This window comes from Amycolatopsis sp. 2-15 (assembly GCF_030285625.1).
Lineage (GTDB): Bacteria > Actinomycetota > Actinomycetes > Mycobacteriales > Pseudonocardiaceae > Amycolatopsis > Amycolatopsis carbonis.
In genome coordinates this window covers 1,363,743-1,377,883 of record NZ_CP127294.1, presented here as the reverse complement: position 1 = coordinate 1,377,883, position 14,141 = coordinate 1,363,743, and the positions used below count along the sequence as shown (strand labels likewise).

Genomic DNA, 14,141 nt, shown 5'->3' with positions numbered 1-14,141 from the left:
GGACTTCTACCGAGGAGCGACCGCGAGCTGCGCGACGCTGTGGCCGGCGTCGTCGCGCACCAGCAGCGCGACGATGGTGTCGCGGCTCATCGCCGTGACCATGCGGGTGCGTACGGCGCCGGTCCCGTCGGCCCGGACGCTGCCCGCGGGCAGGCTCCGCCCACCCGACCCGACCGTGACCAGCTGGTAGGTCTCGCCGTCGCGCAGGCCGCTGAGCGTGATCGGCACCTCGGTGCCCCAGGGGTGCGGGACCATCAGGCCGTCGCGGGCCAGCGCGACCGGCTGCGGTGGCTCGCCGGACGACAGCACCACGGCTCCCGTGACGACCGCAGCCACCACGGCCGCCGCGGCGGCCAGCACGAGCCGTCGCGTGCGGCGCGCCCCGCCCGCCGCGCGCACGCGGGCGCCGATGCGCGGTCCCAGCTCCGGCGGCGCGGGCAGCCGCGGCCCGCCCTCGGTGTAGGCGAACGTGGCCGCGACCTCGCGGATCTCGGCGGTGTCGCGGGTGCAGCCGGCGCACGTCGCCAGGTGGCGAGCGAGGGGCTCGGGCAGGGACCGGCCCAGCATCAGGGCCTCGGCGACCTCGCCGCGGACCCGCACGCACTCGTCGGTCATCGCACGAGCCCTCCGTTCTCGTCCAGGATCAGCCGCAGGGCGCGGATGCCGTAGTAGAGCCGGCTGCGCGCGGTCGACGCGGAGATCCCCAGCTCGGCCGCGTAGTCCGCGCAGGTGCGGCCCTCCACGTGCACGGCGTGGACCACGTCGCGGTGCTCGTCGCTGAGCCGGCGCATGGCCTCGTCGAGCTGGATGCTCACGAGCAGCCGGTCGAACGGGTCGTCGGCCCGGTCCGGTTCGCCGAGCGAGGGTGCCGGCGCCGGCCGGGTCGCACGGCGGCGCGTGGCGTCGACGACGAGGTTGCGCAGGATGCCGAAGAGCCAGGTCCGCAAGCTGCCGCGCGCCGGGTCGAAGCGGCGGCCGGCGCGCCACGCCCGCACGAACGTCTCCTGCACCACGTCCTCGGCCAGGTGCCGGTCGGCGAGCGCGTTGAGGGCGAAGCCGAACAGCTCACCGCCATAGCGCGTGTACGCGGCCTGCACGTCGCCTTCGCTGCGCATCGCCTCGGTGTCCGCCGACCGTTTCAGCCGCACCGCCCACCCCGTTCCGTCGTGCCGCGAGGGGATACGCGCGCCGGAGCCGGAGTGTTGAAGCGGAACGCGATCTTGTTCAGTGCAGCACGGCGGGGCCCCTCAGCGCACGGGAGCCGGGCGCCGGATCACCGCGCGCATCGAGCCCTCGCGCACGAGCAGCACCTGCGTCACGACCTGCAAGAGCACGAAGAACGCGATCGACACCACCGTGTCCAGCGCGGGTACGTCGTCGATGGGCAGCGTGTACGCCATGGCGATGCTCACGCCGCTGTGCAGCAGCCCGCCGACGCCCCAGACCACGGCGAGCACCCGCCACAGGCGCCGGAACGACGACCGCTGCTCCCACGCGTCGTCGAGCTGCGCGCCCTTGCCCGGCAGGAGCGCGCGGGCGGCCTCGTAGGTGACCGGCCGGCGGCCGACGACCAGGCTCGCCAGCAGCCAGACGCCCGCGAGCGAGCTGAACCACGCGTTGCGCACCAGCAGCAGCCGCGCGTCGCCGGTGAGCAGCGTCGTCACCACGCTCACGGCGACGATCGCCAGCACGAACAAGCCCATCCCGTCCACGCGCCGCCGCGTGACGGCGGTGTAGAGCACGCGCAGCGCCGGTGGCAGGCCGCTCAGCACCAGCGCCCACACGGGCACCACGCCGAACGCGCGCAGCAGGTAGTAACCCCCGACGGGTGCGCCGACGTCGATGACCAGGGCGAACGCGGACGAACGGAAGTCTTTACCCATACGTCCGAGTCTTCGGCGGAACGCGGGCCGGAACCATCGTCGGTCCGGCCACCCGGCATCCACCGATCGGTTGATGCCGGGTCAGCGTCGCGAGAGGGCCCTTCGCACTTTCATCGGTGCCAGCAGGTCACGCTGGGTCAGCATGGAGCCGTCGGCGAAGGTGAACCGGATCCCCGGCTCGGGTGGGAAGCTGCGGCCGGGCGTGACGGCATCGAGCCGCGCCACGACGTCGGCCGGGAGCTCCTCGGCCGTCACGAAGAAATCCTTCGTGTCCGGTTCGGCCACGAACTTCGTCGGGTACACGAGCGCGAGCCGACGATCGGTCCAGGTCAGGCGGGCGGCGCCGGCCGAGAACGCCAGGTGGTCGGCGATCCGCGCGGCCAGGTCCGCAGTCGTTGAAGCTTCCACGCGGTAGGCCAGCGACGGGTCGTCGGTCCAGTCCTCGTCGGGCAGCCCGGCGGGCGTCGGCCAGCGGCCCGGCGCCGTCGTGACCTTCACCGGCTCGCGCGCCGGCGCGTACGGCAGGTGCAGCGTGCCGCCGACCCACGCGACGACGTGGCCGTGCGCGGGCGGGCAGCCCAGCAGTAGCTTTTCCTTACGCCGCAGCCACACCTTCGCGTAGTCGCGCTCGATGATCTCGTCGACCTCGCCCGCCTGCTTCAGCTCGGCAGCACGCATCACACGGCTCCGTTCGTGCGGGCCAGCAGCCACTCGAACGCCTCCGGCTCCTCGGCGCCGAACCGCAGCTCGAAGCCGGAACCGTCCACAAGAGACATCCGCAACCCACGGCGGTCCACGGCGAACCCGGCAATCTGCTCACGCGGCAACGACGCCGCTTCCTCGAACTCCCGCAACGCCACCGGCTCGCCCTCGCGGTTCTCGCCGTACGTCTTGCGCCGGTCCGTGACGATCTCCGCCACGTCCTTGCCGAACTTCGCCATCCCGCGCCCGAACCCGATCGCCTTGCCCAGCAACGACTTCTCCGGTTCTGCGGCCGGCTCTTCCGGTACGACGACCCGTAGCAGCAGCAGTCGCGAGGTGGTCAGCACCCACAACGCGGGCCGCGCGCCTCGCACCAGCTGCTCGGCGAGCAGCCCGGACCGGTCACCGAAAACGACCACGGCGGGTTTCGGCTTGGGGCCGGTCCCGCCGCTGCCACTGTCCTCGTCACCGGACAACGCCGCGTCTACCACCCCGCCCGCGAAATCCGCCAGCCCCGAGCCGACTTTGCGCATGAGGCTCTTGGCGGGATTGCCGAACTCGTCGAGGCCACGGACGTCGTACCCGGTGACACCGCCGAAGGCAGCCCACAACAACCGCTCGTCAGCACGCAGGTGCGGCCGGGCCTGTGTGGCGGCACCCAGGGGATCGGCGAGATTCATTCTTCGAGTGAGAACCCTCGGTCGGTCGCCTCGCGGCGGTCTTCTTCACTGTCGGTCTGCGACTGGTGGTAACCGTACTTCACGCCCTGCTCGATGCCCTGCTCGACGATGTTGCCTTTGGCCCCGCGCCACGCCGCCTTGCCGACACTTGATGTGCCGCTCATGCCGGCCAGTCGCAAGCCGGTCTCGGTCAGGTTGTGGGTCAGCGCGTCGCTGCCTTCGGTGAGAGCATCGCCGATCACGTTGCCGTCGTCGTCGAGCATCCGCCGGACGTTCGCGAAGTGGTTGGTCGTTCGCGACATGCCGGTTGCGGAGTCGGCCTTGGTGAGGATCTTCGCGAGCGGGTTCTTGTCGATCATGTCCGCCACGCGCTTTTCGAGGAAGTTGCCGCCCCGCAGGCCTTCCATGCGCTCCACGACCTTCTTCAACGGCCCCGTGCGCAGCTTCTGCAGGATCTTCTCCAGCTCCTCGATCAACGGCCGCAGCTTGCCCAGCAGCTGCTTGACCTTCATCCCGAGCCGCCCACCGGTCACTGCGACCTCGCCCGTGGTCGCCGCCCCCGCGGCCCCCACCGAGGCGCCCGCCGTGATCCACGACGCCGCCAGCGCCGCGAGCCACTCGATGATCAGGCCCATCACCAGCTCTTGCAGGATGTCGATCACGATCTCCACGAACGCGTCGAACAGGTCCGCGGCCAGCTCCAGGATCTGCTGCAGCCCGCGCACCTCGTCGGCGAACGCTCCTGCGCCCTCGGAGAACTCGCCCATCTGCTTGCGGAACGCGTCGCCGCCGGAGCCTTCCCACGGCTCCTTCGTGAGGTCCGCGCGCTTCTGCTCGTGTGCACCGACGCCGTCGAGCCACTGCGCCACCTGCGCCCAGCCCTGCGCGGTGCTGCGCATCTGCTCGGGGTCGCCGATCGCCGGCTCCAGCACGAACTCCACGAGCGGGCTGATCACGATGCCGATGAGGAACCCGAGCCCGTTGTCCAGCAGCGACTGCCCAGGGCTCGTCACCAGCTGGATCTGCTCCATGCGCGTGTGCACGGCCGCGATCGCCACGTCGGGCGGGCTGCTCGCCTGCGAGACCTCGGTCGACGTGGAGAGCCACGAGCTGCCGTAGCCGCCGTTCTGCTCCAGGTAGCTCTTGCGGCCCGCGTCGCCCGCGTGGTTCACGTCCGACAGCGAGCCGGCGCCGCTGCCGCCGTCGGCGAGCTCCTTGCCGAGCCCGGTGACGGCGTCGGTGGTCGCGTCCTCGTGGTCCTGGTACGCCTGCGCGGCCAGCGTGGTCTTGTCGGCGATGGCGTCCAGGAACGTTTTCGCCTGGTCGGCGAGGTCCTGGCACTCCTGCAGCGAGTCGAAGTACTTGTACGCCATCAGCTCGCCGAGCGGGCCGAAGCAGTCGTCGCTCACGCGTGCCTGTTGCAGCAGCTGGGCGAGGCTGCCGAAGTGCCCGGCCGCTTCCTTCGAACCGCTCGCGTGCGCGTTCAGCGCCGCCGGCTCGATCTTGAACCCACTGGTCACGATCACTCCCGCCGAAGAATGGGACCCCCGAAGTCGTCGTCTTCGACGGCTCGCGGGTTCGTCCGGTTCCGAGCGTTCTGCAGCGTTTGTGGCATTTGAGGCGGCTGCCCAGGTCGTTCAGGATGCCCCGGTTGTCCTGGCGCGGCCAGCGAGCTCGCCGGCGGCGGCGCACTCGGCCCGAGCGGCTCGACGTGCGCGTTGAACGCCTCCCGGAACTGCTCCGCCCGCTCACCCAGCACCGGCTCCACGGTCTGGTTCAGCGCGGCCGCGGCCTGCTGGGTCGCCGAGCGGATGGCGCCCAGGATCTCCTGCTGCAGCGCGGTGTGCGAGCGCCGCATCGCCTGCGGGCTGAGCTGCAGCCCGAGCACGGCACCCGACGGGGCGACGGTGACCGTCACCGAGCCGTCGGCGTTGCGGGCGTGCCCGCGCAGGTTCGCGATCTGGTCCTTGAGCTCGGCGGCGCGGGCGGCCTGCTCCTGGAACCGCTTGAGCACGGCGTCGAGCCGCGCTGCCTGGTCCGGCATGGTGGAACCCCCAGAAAGGTGAAAGACCTTCGTCCGCCATATGCGACGAAGGTCCCGCCTCGGGAGTTCCCGGTCAGATCGGCAGTTTCCGGAAAATCGGACGCGGCACGTGCCGCAGCACCGACATGACCAGCCGGAACTGCGCCGGCGCCCAGACCAGATCCTTGCCGGCGCGCGCCGCGGTCACGGCGATGTCGGCCACCTGCTCGGCCGTCTGCGCCAGCGGGGCGTCCTTCAGCCCGGCCGTCATCTTCGTCTTAACGTGACCCGGGCGGACGACGGTGACCTGCACGCCGTGGTCGGCGAGCGCCTCGCCGAGGCCCAGGTAGAAGCCGTCGAAGCCGGCCTTGGTGGAGCCGTAGACGAAGTTCGAGCGCCGCACGCGCTCACCGGCCACCGACGACAACGCGATGATCGAGCCGTGGCCCTGCGTCTTGAGCTTCTCCGACAGCGCCACCCCCACCGACACGGCGGCCGCGTAGTTCACCGTCGCCAGCTCCACGGCCTTGGCGTGGTCCTGCCAGACCTCCTCGGGGTCGCCGAGCAGGCCGAACGCGACCACGGCCACGTCGATGTCGCCGCCGGCGAACGCGCGGTCGAGCACGGCGGGGTGCGAGGCCGTGTCCTTCGCGTCGAAGTCCACTGTGGACACCTCGGCGCCGCGGTCCTTCAGGCGCTGCGCCGCGGCGTCGAGCCGGGGCGACGGACGCGCGGCCAGCACGACCCGCAGCGGCTTCTCCGCGAGGTACTTCTCCGCGATGGCCAGCGCGATGTCGGACGTGCCGCCGAGCAGCAGCAGGGACTGGGGGTTGCCAACGGCGTCGATCACAGTGCGAGCCTCCGGCTCATGTCAGAGGCGAAAACGCCTTCGGGGTCAACGGCGGCGCGGACCTTGCGCCACTCCTCGAGCCGCGGGTACATCTTCGCGAACGTCTCGGCCGTGGTCCGCGAGTCTTTCGCGGTGTAGAGGCGGCCGCCCGCGGCGAGTACCTCGTCGTCGAGCTCGAGGCAGAATCGGCTCAGGCCGGTCTTGATCGGGAAGTCCACGCTCAGCATCCAGCCGGGCGAGGGCCACGACATCGGCGCCGGGTTGGCGTCACCCATGCGCTTGAAGACGTTGAGGAACGAGTAGTGCCCCGACGTCGCGATCCGGCGGCAGATGGCCTTGAGCTGGTCTTCCGCGCCGAACGGCACCGAGAACTGGTACTGCAGGAAGCCCTTGGAGCCATACGCGCGGTTCCACTCCGAGATCATGTCCAGCGGGTGGTAGAACTGCGTGAGGTTCTGGACCTTGCCGCGCACGCCCTTCTTGGGCACGGTCTTCTGCCACAGCTCGTTGATCAGGCCGAAGGTGACCTTGTTGCCCAGGCCGTTGGGGAACACGTCGGGCAGCGTCGCGAGCTTCGGCGCATCGAATTTCAGCGGTTCGCTGCGCAGCTTCGCGGGCAGCTGGTCCAGGGTGGCGAGCGAGCCGCGCGAGAACGTGGCCCGCCCAAGCCGCGAGTCCGACGAGATCAGGTCCGGGACCGACATCGAGTAGTCGTAGTTCAGGTCCGAACCGTCGGTGAACAGCGCGAGTGTCTCGTCGAGGCTCGACGTGCGGTCGGCGTCCACGTAGAAGTACGCCGACTCCGTCTTCTTCATCCGCACGGTGGCGCGCGTGATGATGCCGGTGAGGCCGATGCCGGCCACCGTCGCCCAGAACAGGTCCGCCTCGTCGCCCTCCGGAGTGAGCGTGCGGACGCGGCCGTCGGCCGTGAGCAGGTCCATCGACACCACGTGGTTGCCGAAGCTGCCGGCCGAGTGGTGGTTCTTGCCGTGGATGTCGTTGGCGATCGCGCCGCCGATCGTCACCTGGCGCGTGCCCGGGAGCACCGGCACCCAGAGGCCGTGGGGGAGCGCCTCGCGCATCAGCTTGTCGAGGCTCACGCCGGCGTCGAGGTCGACCAGCCCGGAGTCGGGGTCGATCGAGTGGATGCGGTCGAGCACGGTCATGTCGACCACGAGCCCGCCGGCGTTCTGCGCCGGGTCGCCGTAGGAGCGGCCGAGGCCGCGCGCGATGACCCCGCGGGGGCCCGCCGACGCGACGGCGGCCGCGATGGTCTCGACATCAGGGGTGCTCAGGACGTCTGCGACTGTCCCGGCGGTGCGGCCCCAGCCGGTGAGCGTGCGTCGCTGTGTCTCGGGTGTCTGGGTCACCCGACCAGCGTAGCCACGCCGAACACCGCCCGGAACGTGGCCCTGAAGTGACCGCTTCTACACTTTGCGCATCAAGGCACAAGCGTCCGCGCGTCAAAGTCGACACGGACAGGGCTTCCCGAGACGACGACGCATCGAGCCGAGAAGGTATTCCAGTGGTGGCTACGGAACCGCAGAGTGAGACGACGGTGACAACACCGGCGGGCCCCGGTCTGCTCGGTCAGCTCATCCGCTTCGGGCTGATCGGCGGGTTCTGCGCGCTGCTGGACCTGGGTACGTACTCGCTGCTCAGGGCCATCGGCATGGACGCGGTGCCGTGGGTCGACATCGCTCGCGCGATCAGCTTCGTCGTGGGCACGACCACGGCGTTCTTCCTGAATCGCCGGTTCACCTTCGCCGGCGGCCGTCGCGATGGCGGCACGCAGATCGGCAGCTTCATCTTGCTCTACGCCGTCACGTTCCTCGTGGCGGTCGGTGTGAACCAGTGGATGCTGCATCTGCTCCCGGAGTCGACGTGGAAGGCCACGCTCGGCTGGGTCGTGTCGCAGGCGACGGCGACCGTGATCAATTTCGTCATGCTCAAGTGGGTCGTGTTTCGTGAGCGGCCGGTAAAGGAGAACTGAGTTCGATGCCCGGTAAAGCAGCCCCGGTCGCGGAGGCGGCCCCCGAAGGCGAGACCCGGTTCGCGGAGCACGCGCCCGAGGGGAGGCTGACGGCTCAGCGCGGGCTGTACGCCGGCCCGGCGCCGATCGTCAGCAAGGACCTCTACGCCGAGCTCGAGTGGGGCTCCGCGGTGCGCGACCGCGACGCACTCACCGTCGAACCGTCGTCGAAGGTCACCGGCAACACCTACTTCGGCCGCTTCCCGGCCAGCTACTGGCAGCGCTGGACCACGGTCACCTCGGTCACTGTGGAAGCCCTGGTCAGCGGCGACGGCCTGCTCTCGGTCGGTGCGTCCGACCTGCAGGGTGACGCGCGCGTGGTCAACGCCGAGCAGGTCTCCGGCGCCAAGGCCCGCAAGGTCACGATGACCGCGAGCCTCGACAAGTTCTACGACGGCGGCGCGCTGTGGCTCGACCTCGAGACCGAGGGCGGGCAGACGCTGCGCGTCGAGCAGGTCCGCTGGACCGTGGAGGCGCCGGAGAAGATCCGCCCGACCGCGGTCACCATCTGCACGATGAACCGCGCGGACGACTGCCTGAAAAACCTGCAGGCGCTCGCCGCCGACGTGTCGTCGCTGCACACGCTCGACGCCATCTACGTCGCCGACCAGGGCACCGACCTCGTCGAGTCGCGTGACGGCTTCGAGCAGGTCGCGAAAGACCTCGGCGACAAGCTGCACTACATCAAGCAGCCCAACCTCGGCGGCGCCGGCGGCTTCACCCGCGGCCTGTACGAGGTGGCCGGTCACACCGCCACCGAGCACGCCAACGTGCTGTTCATGGACGACGACGTGCTCCTGGAGCCGGACCTCGTCGTGCGCATGACGGCGTTCTCCAACCGCGCGGCCAACCCGATCATCGTCGGCGGCCAGATGCTGAACCTGCTGCACCCGAACCAGCTGCACGTCGGCGCCGAGTACGCGCGCCTGAACACGCTGGAGCCGGGCCAGCCGGTCACGCACTCGCTGTCCACGGCCGACCTGCTGGGCGTCGACGAGGAGACCCTCAAGCCCAACCGCCAGGAGCGCCGCCTCGACGCCGGGTACAACGGCTGGTGGTCGTGCCTGATCCCCTACGAGGTCGTGAAGGCCATCGGCTACCCGATGCCGTTCTTCTTCCAGTGGGACGACGCGGAGTACTCCTACCGCGCCCGCGAGTACGGCTTCCCGACGGTGACGCTGCCGGGCGCCGGCGTGTGGCACGCGGACTTCCACTGGAAGGACTGGGACGAGTGGCACCGGTACTTCAACCTGCGCAACTCGATCATCACCGCCGCGCTGCACTCGCCGTTCAACCTGAACCTGCTCTCGCGCGTGCTCATGGCGCAGCTCGTGCGCTACCTGCTGGGCATGCAGTACGGCCTGTCGGCCACGCTGATCAAGGCCGTCGAGGACTTCCTCGAGGGCCCGGAGGTCCTGCGTGACGGCGGTGTCGCCGCGATGAAGGAGATCCGCCGGATCCGCGGGGAGTACCCGGAGACCAAGCGGCACAAGGCCACCGACGTGCCGGGCATCGCGTCCAACGACATCGGCATCATCAACAGCGCGCCGCGGCCCAGCATGCAGCGTTTGGTGCTGATCAAGCGCATCCTCGACCGCGTGCTCGGCCGCAGCCGGTTCGGCCTCGGCGCGGTGCCGATCGACGAGGCGCACTGGTGGCACATCGCGCTGTTCGACACGGCCGTGGTCACGGACGCTTCGCAGGAAGGCGTGCGCGTGCGCACGTACGACAAGGTGAAGATGTTCGACCTCGCCCGTCGTGGCGCGAAGGTGATCCAGCGGCTGCGCAAGGAAGGCGCGGGCGTGCAGGAGCGGTACAAGCGCGCGATGCCGGAGCTCACCTCGCGGGAGAACTGGAAGCGGCTGTACGAGCTCTGATGCTTTCCTGTGTTGAGGGCCGCCACGAATCCTCGTGGCGGCCCTCGGCGTCTCTGGTGTTTTGTCGAAGTTAGGTTACCCTAATTTCTGTGTCGAACCTCGTCGCCCGAGCGCGGGCCCTCGCCGATGACGTGCTGTTCCCCGCCGCCGCGCAGGTCGACCTGCGCGGCGAGGTGCCGCGGTCGCACTTCGACGCGCTGGCCGAAGCGGGGCTTTACGGCCTCGCCGCGCCCCCGGACGCCGGTGGCCCCGGCGCGGGCCTGGCCGAGCTCGTCGAGGTCATCGAGACGCTGGCCGGTGGTTGCCTGAGCACCACGTTCACCTGGATCCAGCACCACGGTCTCGTCGCCGGCCTGTCCGCTTCGGCCAACCAGGCACTGCGGTCGCTGTACCTCGCCGACCTGGTCAAGGGCACCGTCCGCGCCGGAGTCGCCTACGCGGGAGTGATCCCGACGCCGCCGCGCACCCGCGCCCGGCGGGTCAGCGACGGCTTCCGCTTCGACGGCGAGGCCCCGTTCGTGAGCGGCTGGGGCGGGATCGATCTGCTGATGCTCTCGGGCCGGACCCCCGAGGATAGGGTCGTCACCACCGTGGTCACCCCGGTGGCGGGCCACGGACTCGACGCCCACCCCCTGCAACTGATTGCCGCACAAGGGACCTCGACCGTCCGAATCGGACTGGACGACTACTTCGTGCCAGCCGAACGCGTGCTCTCCGAGGTCTCGCGCGCCGACTTCGTCGCGGGGAACACCTTCGCGTCACGGCTCAACGGCTGCGCTCCCCTCGGCCTGGCCGAACGCTGCGCCCGCCTGCTCGACGACCTGGGCCGGACTGAGACGGCCACCGCCCTGCGCGCCGAACAGGAACAAATCCGCATCCGCCTCGACTCGGGCCTCACCGACCCCACCTCGCTCCCCGCCGCCCGCGCGGCCGGCGCCGAGCTGGCCTACCGCAGCGCCGGCGCCCTCGTGGCCGCCAACGGCAGCCGCTCGGTGCTCGCAGGCGAACCCGCGGGCCGGCTGGTGCGGGAAGCCACGTTCCTCCTGGTGGCCGCCAGCCGCCCGGAAATCCGCGACGGTTTGCTGGCGTTGGCTCGCCGCTAGTCCTGGTCCCAGGTAACCGGCAGGCGCTGCACGCCGTAGATGTTCTGGTGCCCGGGCCGCAGCGCCACGTCTTCGGCCGCGAGGGCCAGCCGCAGCGTCGGGAGCCGCCTGACCAGCGCCGGCAGCGCGACGCGCAGCTCGACCCGGGCCAGCTGCTGGCCGAGGCACTGGTGGATGCCGTGCCCGAACGTCAGGTGCCCGGGTGCACCCCGGCTGAGGTCGAGCTTGTCGGGCTCCGCGAACCGCCGCGGGTCGCGGTTGCCGGCCTGTACGGACAGCGTGACCGACTCACCCGCCTTGATCAGCTGCCCGTCGAGCTCGACGTCCTCCAGCGCCGCCCGCACCCCGGTGTGCGTGATGCTCAGGTACCGCAGCAGCTCCTCGACGGCGTTGTCGGCGAGCTCCGGGTCGGCGCGCAACGCGTCGAGCTGCTCGGGGTGCTGGAGCAGGGCGAACGTGCCGAGCGCCAGCATGTTCGCGGTCGTGTCGAGACCGGCCCCCAGCAGGAAGGTGGCGAGGCCGGCCAGCTCTTCGTCGGTGAGGTCGCTGGTGGTCAGCTCGCTGAGGATGTCGTCGGTCGGCTCGGCGCGTTTGGCCGGGACCAGCCGGCCGACGTACTCCTGCAGCTTGCCGTATGCGGCGAAGCGTTCCTCGGGAGCGGCGTCCACATCGGACACCGCGGCGGCGTGGCCCTGGAACGAATCGCGGTCGGCGTAGGGCACCCCCAGCAGCTCGCAGATCATCACGGCGGGCACAGGGTGGGCGAAGGCCTGGACCAGGTCCACCACGGGCCCCTGCCGAGCCATCGCGTCGAGGTGCTCGGCGGTGACCTGCTCGACGCGTTCGGTCAACTGCCGCATCCGCCGGACGGTGAACCGGCCGGTCAGGAGCTTGCGGTAGCGGGAATGCTCCGGGTCGTCGACGCCGGTCAGGTCGCCGGGCGCCGCGGCCGGCACCTCGATGCCCTCCAGACCCGGCATCGGGTAGTGCGCGAGTTCGTAGCGGGAGCTGAAGCGCTGGTCGGCCAGCACCCCGCGGACCTGCGCGTAGCCGGTGACGAGCCAGCCCTCGTGGCCGTCGGGGTAGGTCAGGCGGACCACCGGGTGCCGCTCTCGGATCGGGCCCAGCTCAGTGGGCGGGTCGAACGGACAGCCGGCGGGCCGGTCGGTCGGCAGCTCGGACAGGTGCGTCATCTCGGACCCCTTCCGGTTCAGTGAGCGTATTCGCGGTTGAACAGGCGCTTCGACCACAGGTAGCCACCCAGCGTGATCACCGCACACCACCCCAGCGCGAACCACACGTTGTCACCGACCGGCTTGTCCATCAGCAGCCCGCGCAGGGTCTCGATGATCGGTGTGAACGGCTGGTACTCGGCGAACCAGCGCAGCCCGGCCGGCATCGAGTCGGTGGGCACGAAGCCGCTGCCGAGGAAGGGCAGGAGGATCAGGGGCATCGGCAGGTTGCTCGCTGTCTCGACGCTCTTGCTCACCTGGCCGAGGGCGACCGACAGCCACACGAGCGCAAACGTCACCACCAGCAGGAACCCGGCCGTCGCCAGCCAGCCGCCGAGGCCCGCCGTGGGGCGGAAGCCGACCAGCAGGGCCACGCCGATCACGATGGCGAGGGTGAACGCGGCCTGGATGACGCTGCCCAGCACGTGTCCGGTCAGCACGGAGACGCGGGCGATGTGCATGGTCCGGAACCGCGCGATCACGCCTTCGGTCATGTCCATGGCGACCGAGATCGCCGTGCCCTGGACGGTGGCCGTCACGGTCATCAGGATGATCGCCGGCGCCACGTAGTTCACGTAGGTCTCGCGGCCTCCGCCGATCCCGGCGCCCATGGTGCCGCCGAAGACGTAGACGAACAGGAGCAGGAAGACCACGGGCATCCCGACGAGCATCAGCGTCATCGACGGGTAGCGCAGCATGTGCTTGAGGTTGCGGCGCAGCATCGTCGCCGAGTCGCGCAGCGGCTGGAACTTCAGGCCGGCCGGGGCCGTGAGAGTACTCATCGGGTCGTCACCTTCTCGTTCGCGGGGTTGCCGGTGAGGGCGAGGAAAACGTCGTCGAGGTCGGGGGTGAGCACGGACAGCTCGTCGACCTCGATGGCCTGGTCGTCGAGGCGGCCGATGAGGGCCTTGAGCGAGCGCAGGCTGCCGTCGCTGGGCACGCGCAGGGTGAGCGAGTCGCTGTCGCGCGAGGCGTCGTCGAGCGTGGTCACGGCGGTGTCGAGGCCGCGTGGGTCGGCGAAGCGCAGCCGGACGTGCCCGCCGGGGATGCGGCGCTTGAGCTCGTCGGCGGTGCCCTCGGCGACGATCCGGCCGTGGTCGAGCACCGCGATGCGGTCGGCGAGCTCGTCGGCCTCGTCGAGGTACTGGGTGGTCAGGAAGATCGTGACGCCGTCGGCCACCAGGCCGCGGACGATCTGCCACATGTTACGGCGGCTGCGCGGGTCCAGACCGGTGGTCGGCTCGTCGAGGAAGATCAGCCGCGGGCTGCCGACGAGCGTCATGGCCAGGTCGAGGCGCCGCCGCATGCCGCCGGAGTACGTCGACGCCGGCTTCTTGCCCGCCTCGGCGAGGTCGAACTGCTCCAGCAGCTGCGCGGTGCGGCGGCGCCGGTTGGCCCGGCCGAGGTGGTTGAGGTCCGCCATCAGCAGCAGGTTCTCCTCGCCGGTGAGCAGGTTGTCCACGGCGGAGAACTGGCCGGTGACGCCGATCGCGGCGCGCACCGCGTCGGGTTCGCGGACGAGGTCGTGCCCGGCCACCCGCACGTCGCCGGCGTCGGCGTTGATCAGCGTGGACAGGATCTTCACGGCGGTGGTCTTGCCGGCGCCGTTCGCGCCGAGGAGCGAGAACACCGTGCCCTCGTCAACGGTGAGGTCGAGGCCGTCGAGCACGACGTGGTCGCCGTAGGACTTGCGCAGTCCGGTCGCGGCGATCGCGGGCCGGGAGTGGTGACTGGTCATGGTTTCCCCTTCGCTGGAAAG

15 protein-coding genes are annotated in these 14,141 nt (G+C 70.5%); 3 read left to right on the top strand and 12 right to left on the bottom strand.

All coding sequences use genetic code 11. The annotated features are described in order from the left end of the window. Window positions 1-6 precede the first annotated feature (6 nt). The 9 genes from QRX50_RS06895 to dprE1 form a co-directional block, all read right to left on the bottom strand. Complete coding sequence (locus QRX50_RS06895) at window positions 7-615, bottom strand: hypothetical protein (RefSeq protein ID WP_285971124.1); 609 nt, start codon at window positions 613-615, stop codon at window positions 7-9. Beyond that, window positions 612-1,148, bottom strand: a complete 537-nt coding sequence (locus QRX50_RS06890) for a sigma-70 family RNA polymerase sigma factor (protein ID WP_285971123.1) — start codon at window positions 1,146-1,148, stop codon at window positions 612-614. The genes QRX50_RS06895 and QRX50_RS06890 overlap by 4 nt, the downstream gene beginning before the upstream one ends. 99 nt (window positions 1,149-1,247) lie before the next feature. After that, window positions 1,248-1,883, bottom strand: a complete 636-nt coding sequence (locus QRX50_RS06885; RefSeq protein WP_285971122.1) for a VC0807 family protein — start codon at window positions 1,881-1,883, stop codon at window positions 1,248-1,250. An 81-nt stretch (window positions 1,884-1,964) separates the two neighbouring features. Beyond that, window positions 1,965-2,561 carry a hypothetical protein gene (locus QRX50_RS06880; protein ID WP_285971121.1) on the bottom strand — a complete coding sequence of 199 codons (597 nt, stop codon included), beginning with the start codon at window positions 2,559-2,561 and terminating at the stop codon, window positions 1,965-1,967. Then, window positions 2,561-3,265 carry a hypothetical protein gene (locus tag QRX50_RS06875; RefSeq protein ID WP_285971120.1) on the bottom strand — a complete coding sequence of 235 codons (705 nt, stop codon included), beginning with the start codon at window positions 3,263-3,265 and terminating at the stop codon, window positions 2,561-2,563. Before QRX50_RS06875 ends, QRX50_RS06880 begins: the two co-directional genes overlap by 1 nt. Next, complete coding sequence (locus tag QRX50_RS06870; protein WP_285971119.1) at window positions 3,262-4,785, bottom strand: WXG100 family type VII secretion target; 1,524 nt, start codon at window positions 4,783-4,785, stop codon at window positions 3,262-3,264. Before QRX50_RS06870 ends, QRX50_RS06875 begins: the two co-directional genes overlap by 4 nt. Window positions 4,786-4,787: 2 nt before the next feature. Further along, on the bottom strand, window positions 4,788-5,309 hold the full coding sequence (locus QRX50_RS06865) for a YbaB/EbfC family nucleoid-associated protein (RefSeq protein ID WP_285971118.1): 522 nt from the start codon (window positions 5,307-5,309) through the stop codon (window positions 4,788-4,790). A 73-nt stretch (window positions 5,310-5,382) separates the two neighbouring features. Then, window positions 5,383-6,138, bottom strand: coding sequence for a decaprenylphospho-beta-D-erythro-pentofuranosid-2-ulose 2-reductase (gene dprE2, locus QRX50_RS06860; protein ID WP_285971117.1), 756 nt, complete (start codon window positions 6,136-6,138; stop codon window positions 5,383-5,385). Continuing rightward, on the bottom strand, window positions 6,135-7,508 hold the full coding sequence (gene dprE1, locus QRX50_RS06855) for a decaprenylphosphoryl-beta-D-ribose oxidase (RefSeq protein WP_285971116.1): 1,374 nt from the start codon (window positions 7,506-7,508) through the stop codon (window positions 6,135-6,137). The genes dprE2 and dprE1 overlap by 4 nt, the downstream gene beginning before the upstream one ends. A gap of 155 nt (window positions 7,509-7,663) precedes the next feature. Here dprE1 and QRX50_RS06850 point away from each other — a divergent pair, with 155 nt between their 5' ends. The 3 genes from QRX50_RS06850 (at window position 7,664) to QRX50_RS06840 (ending at window position 11,150) form a co-directional block, all read left to right on the top strand. Next, window positions 7,664-8,131 carry a GtrA family protein gene (locus QRX50_RS06850; protein ID WP_285971115.1) on the top strand — a complete coding sequence of 156 codons (468 nt, stop codon included), beginning with the start codon at window positions 7,664-7,666 and terminating at the stop codon, window positions 8,129-8,131. Window positions 8,132-8,136: 5 nt separating this feature from the next. Next, complete coding sequence (locus tag QRX50_RS06845; RefSeq protein ID WP_285971114.1) at window positions 8,137-10,047, top strand: glycosyltransferase; 1,911 nt, start codon at window positions 8,137-8,139, stop codon at window positions 10,045-10,047. An 89-nt stretch (window positions 10,048-10,136) separates the two neighbouring features. Beyond that, complete coding sequence (locus QRX50_RS06840; protein ID WP_285971113.1) at window positions 10,137-11,150, top strand: acyl-CoA dehydrogenase family protein; 1,014 nt, start codon at window positions 10,137-10,139, stop codon at window positions 11,148-11,150. Here QRX50_RS06840 and QRX50_RS06835 read toward each other — a convergent pair. Genes QRX50_RS06835 through QRX50_RS06825 form a run of 3 tightly spaced genes read right to left on the bottom strand, consistent with a single transcriptional unit; the run spans window position 11,147 to window position 14,120 of the window. Beyond that, window positions 11,147-12,343, bottom strand: coding sequence for a cytochrome P450 (locus QRX50_RS06835; protein WP_285971112.1), 1,197 nt, complete (start codon window positions 12,341-12,343; stop codon window positions 11,147-11,149). The genes QRX50_RS06840 and QRX50_RS06835 overlap by 4 nt on opposite strands. Before the next feature lie 17 nt (window positions 12,344-12,360). Then, window positions 12,361-13,164 (bottom strand): ABC transporter permease, encoded by an 804-nt coding sequence (locus tag QRX50_RS06830; RefSeq protein ID WP_285971111.1) that lies wholly within the window; start codon window positions 13,162-13,164, stop codon window positions 12,361-12,363. Continuing rightward, window positions 13,161-14,120, bottom strand: coding sequence for an ATP-binding cassette domain-containing protein (locus QRX50_RS06825; RefSeq protein ID WP_285971110.1), 960 nt, complete (start codon window positions 14,118-14,120; stop codon window positions 13,161-13,163). The genes QRX50_RS06830 and QRX50_RS06825 overlap by 4 nt, the downstream gene beginning before the upstream one ends. Window positions 14,121-14,141 lie beyond the last annotated feature (21 nt).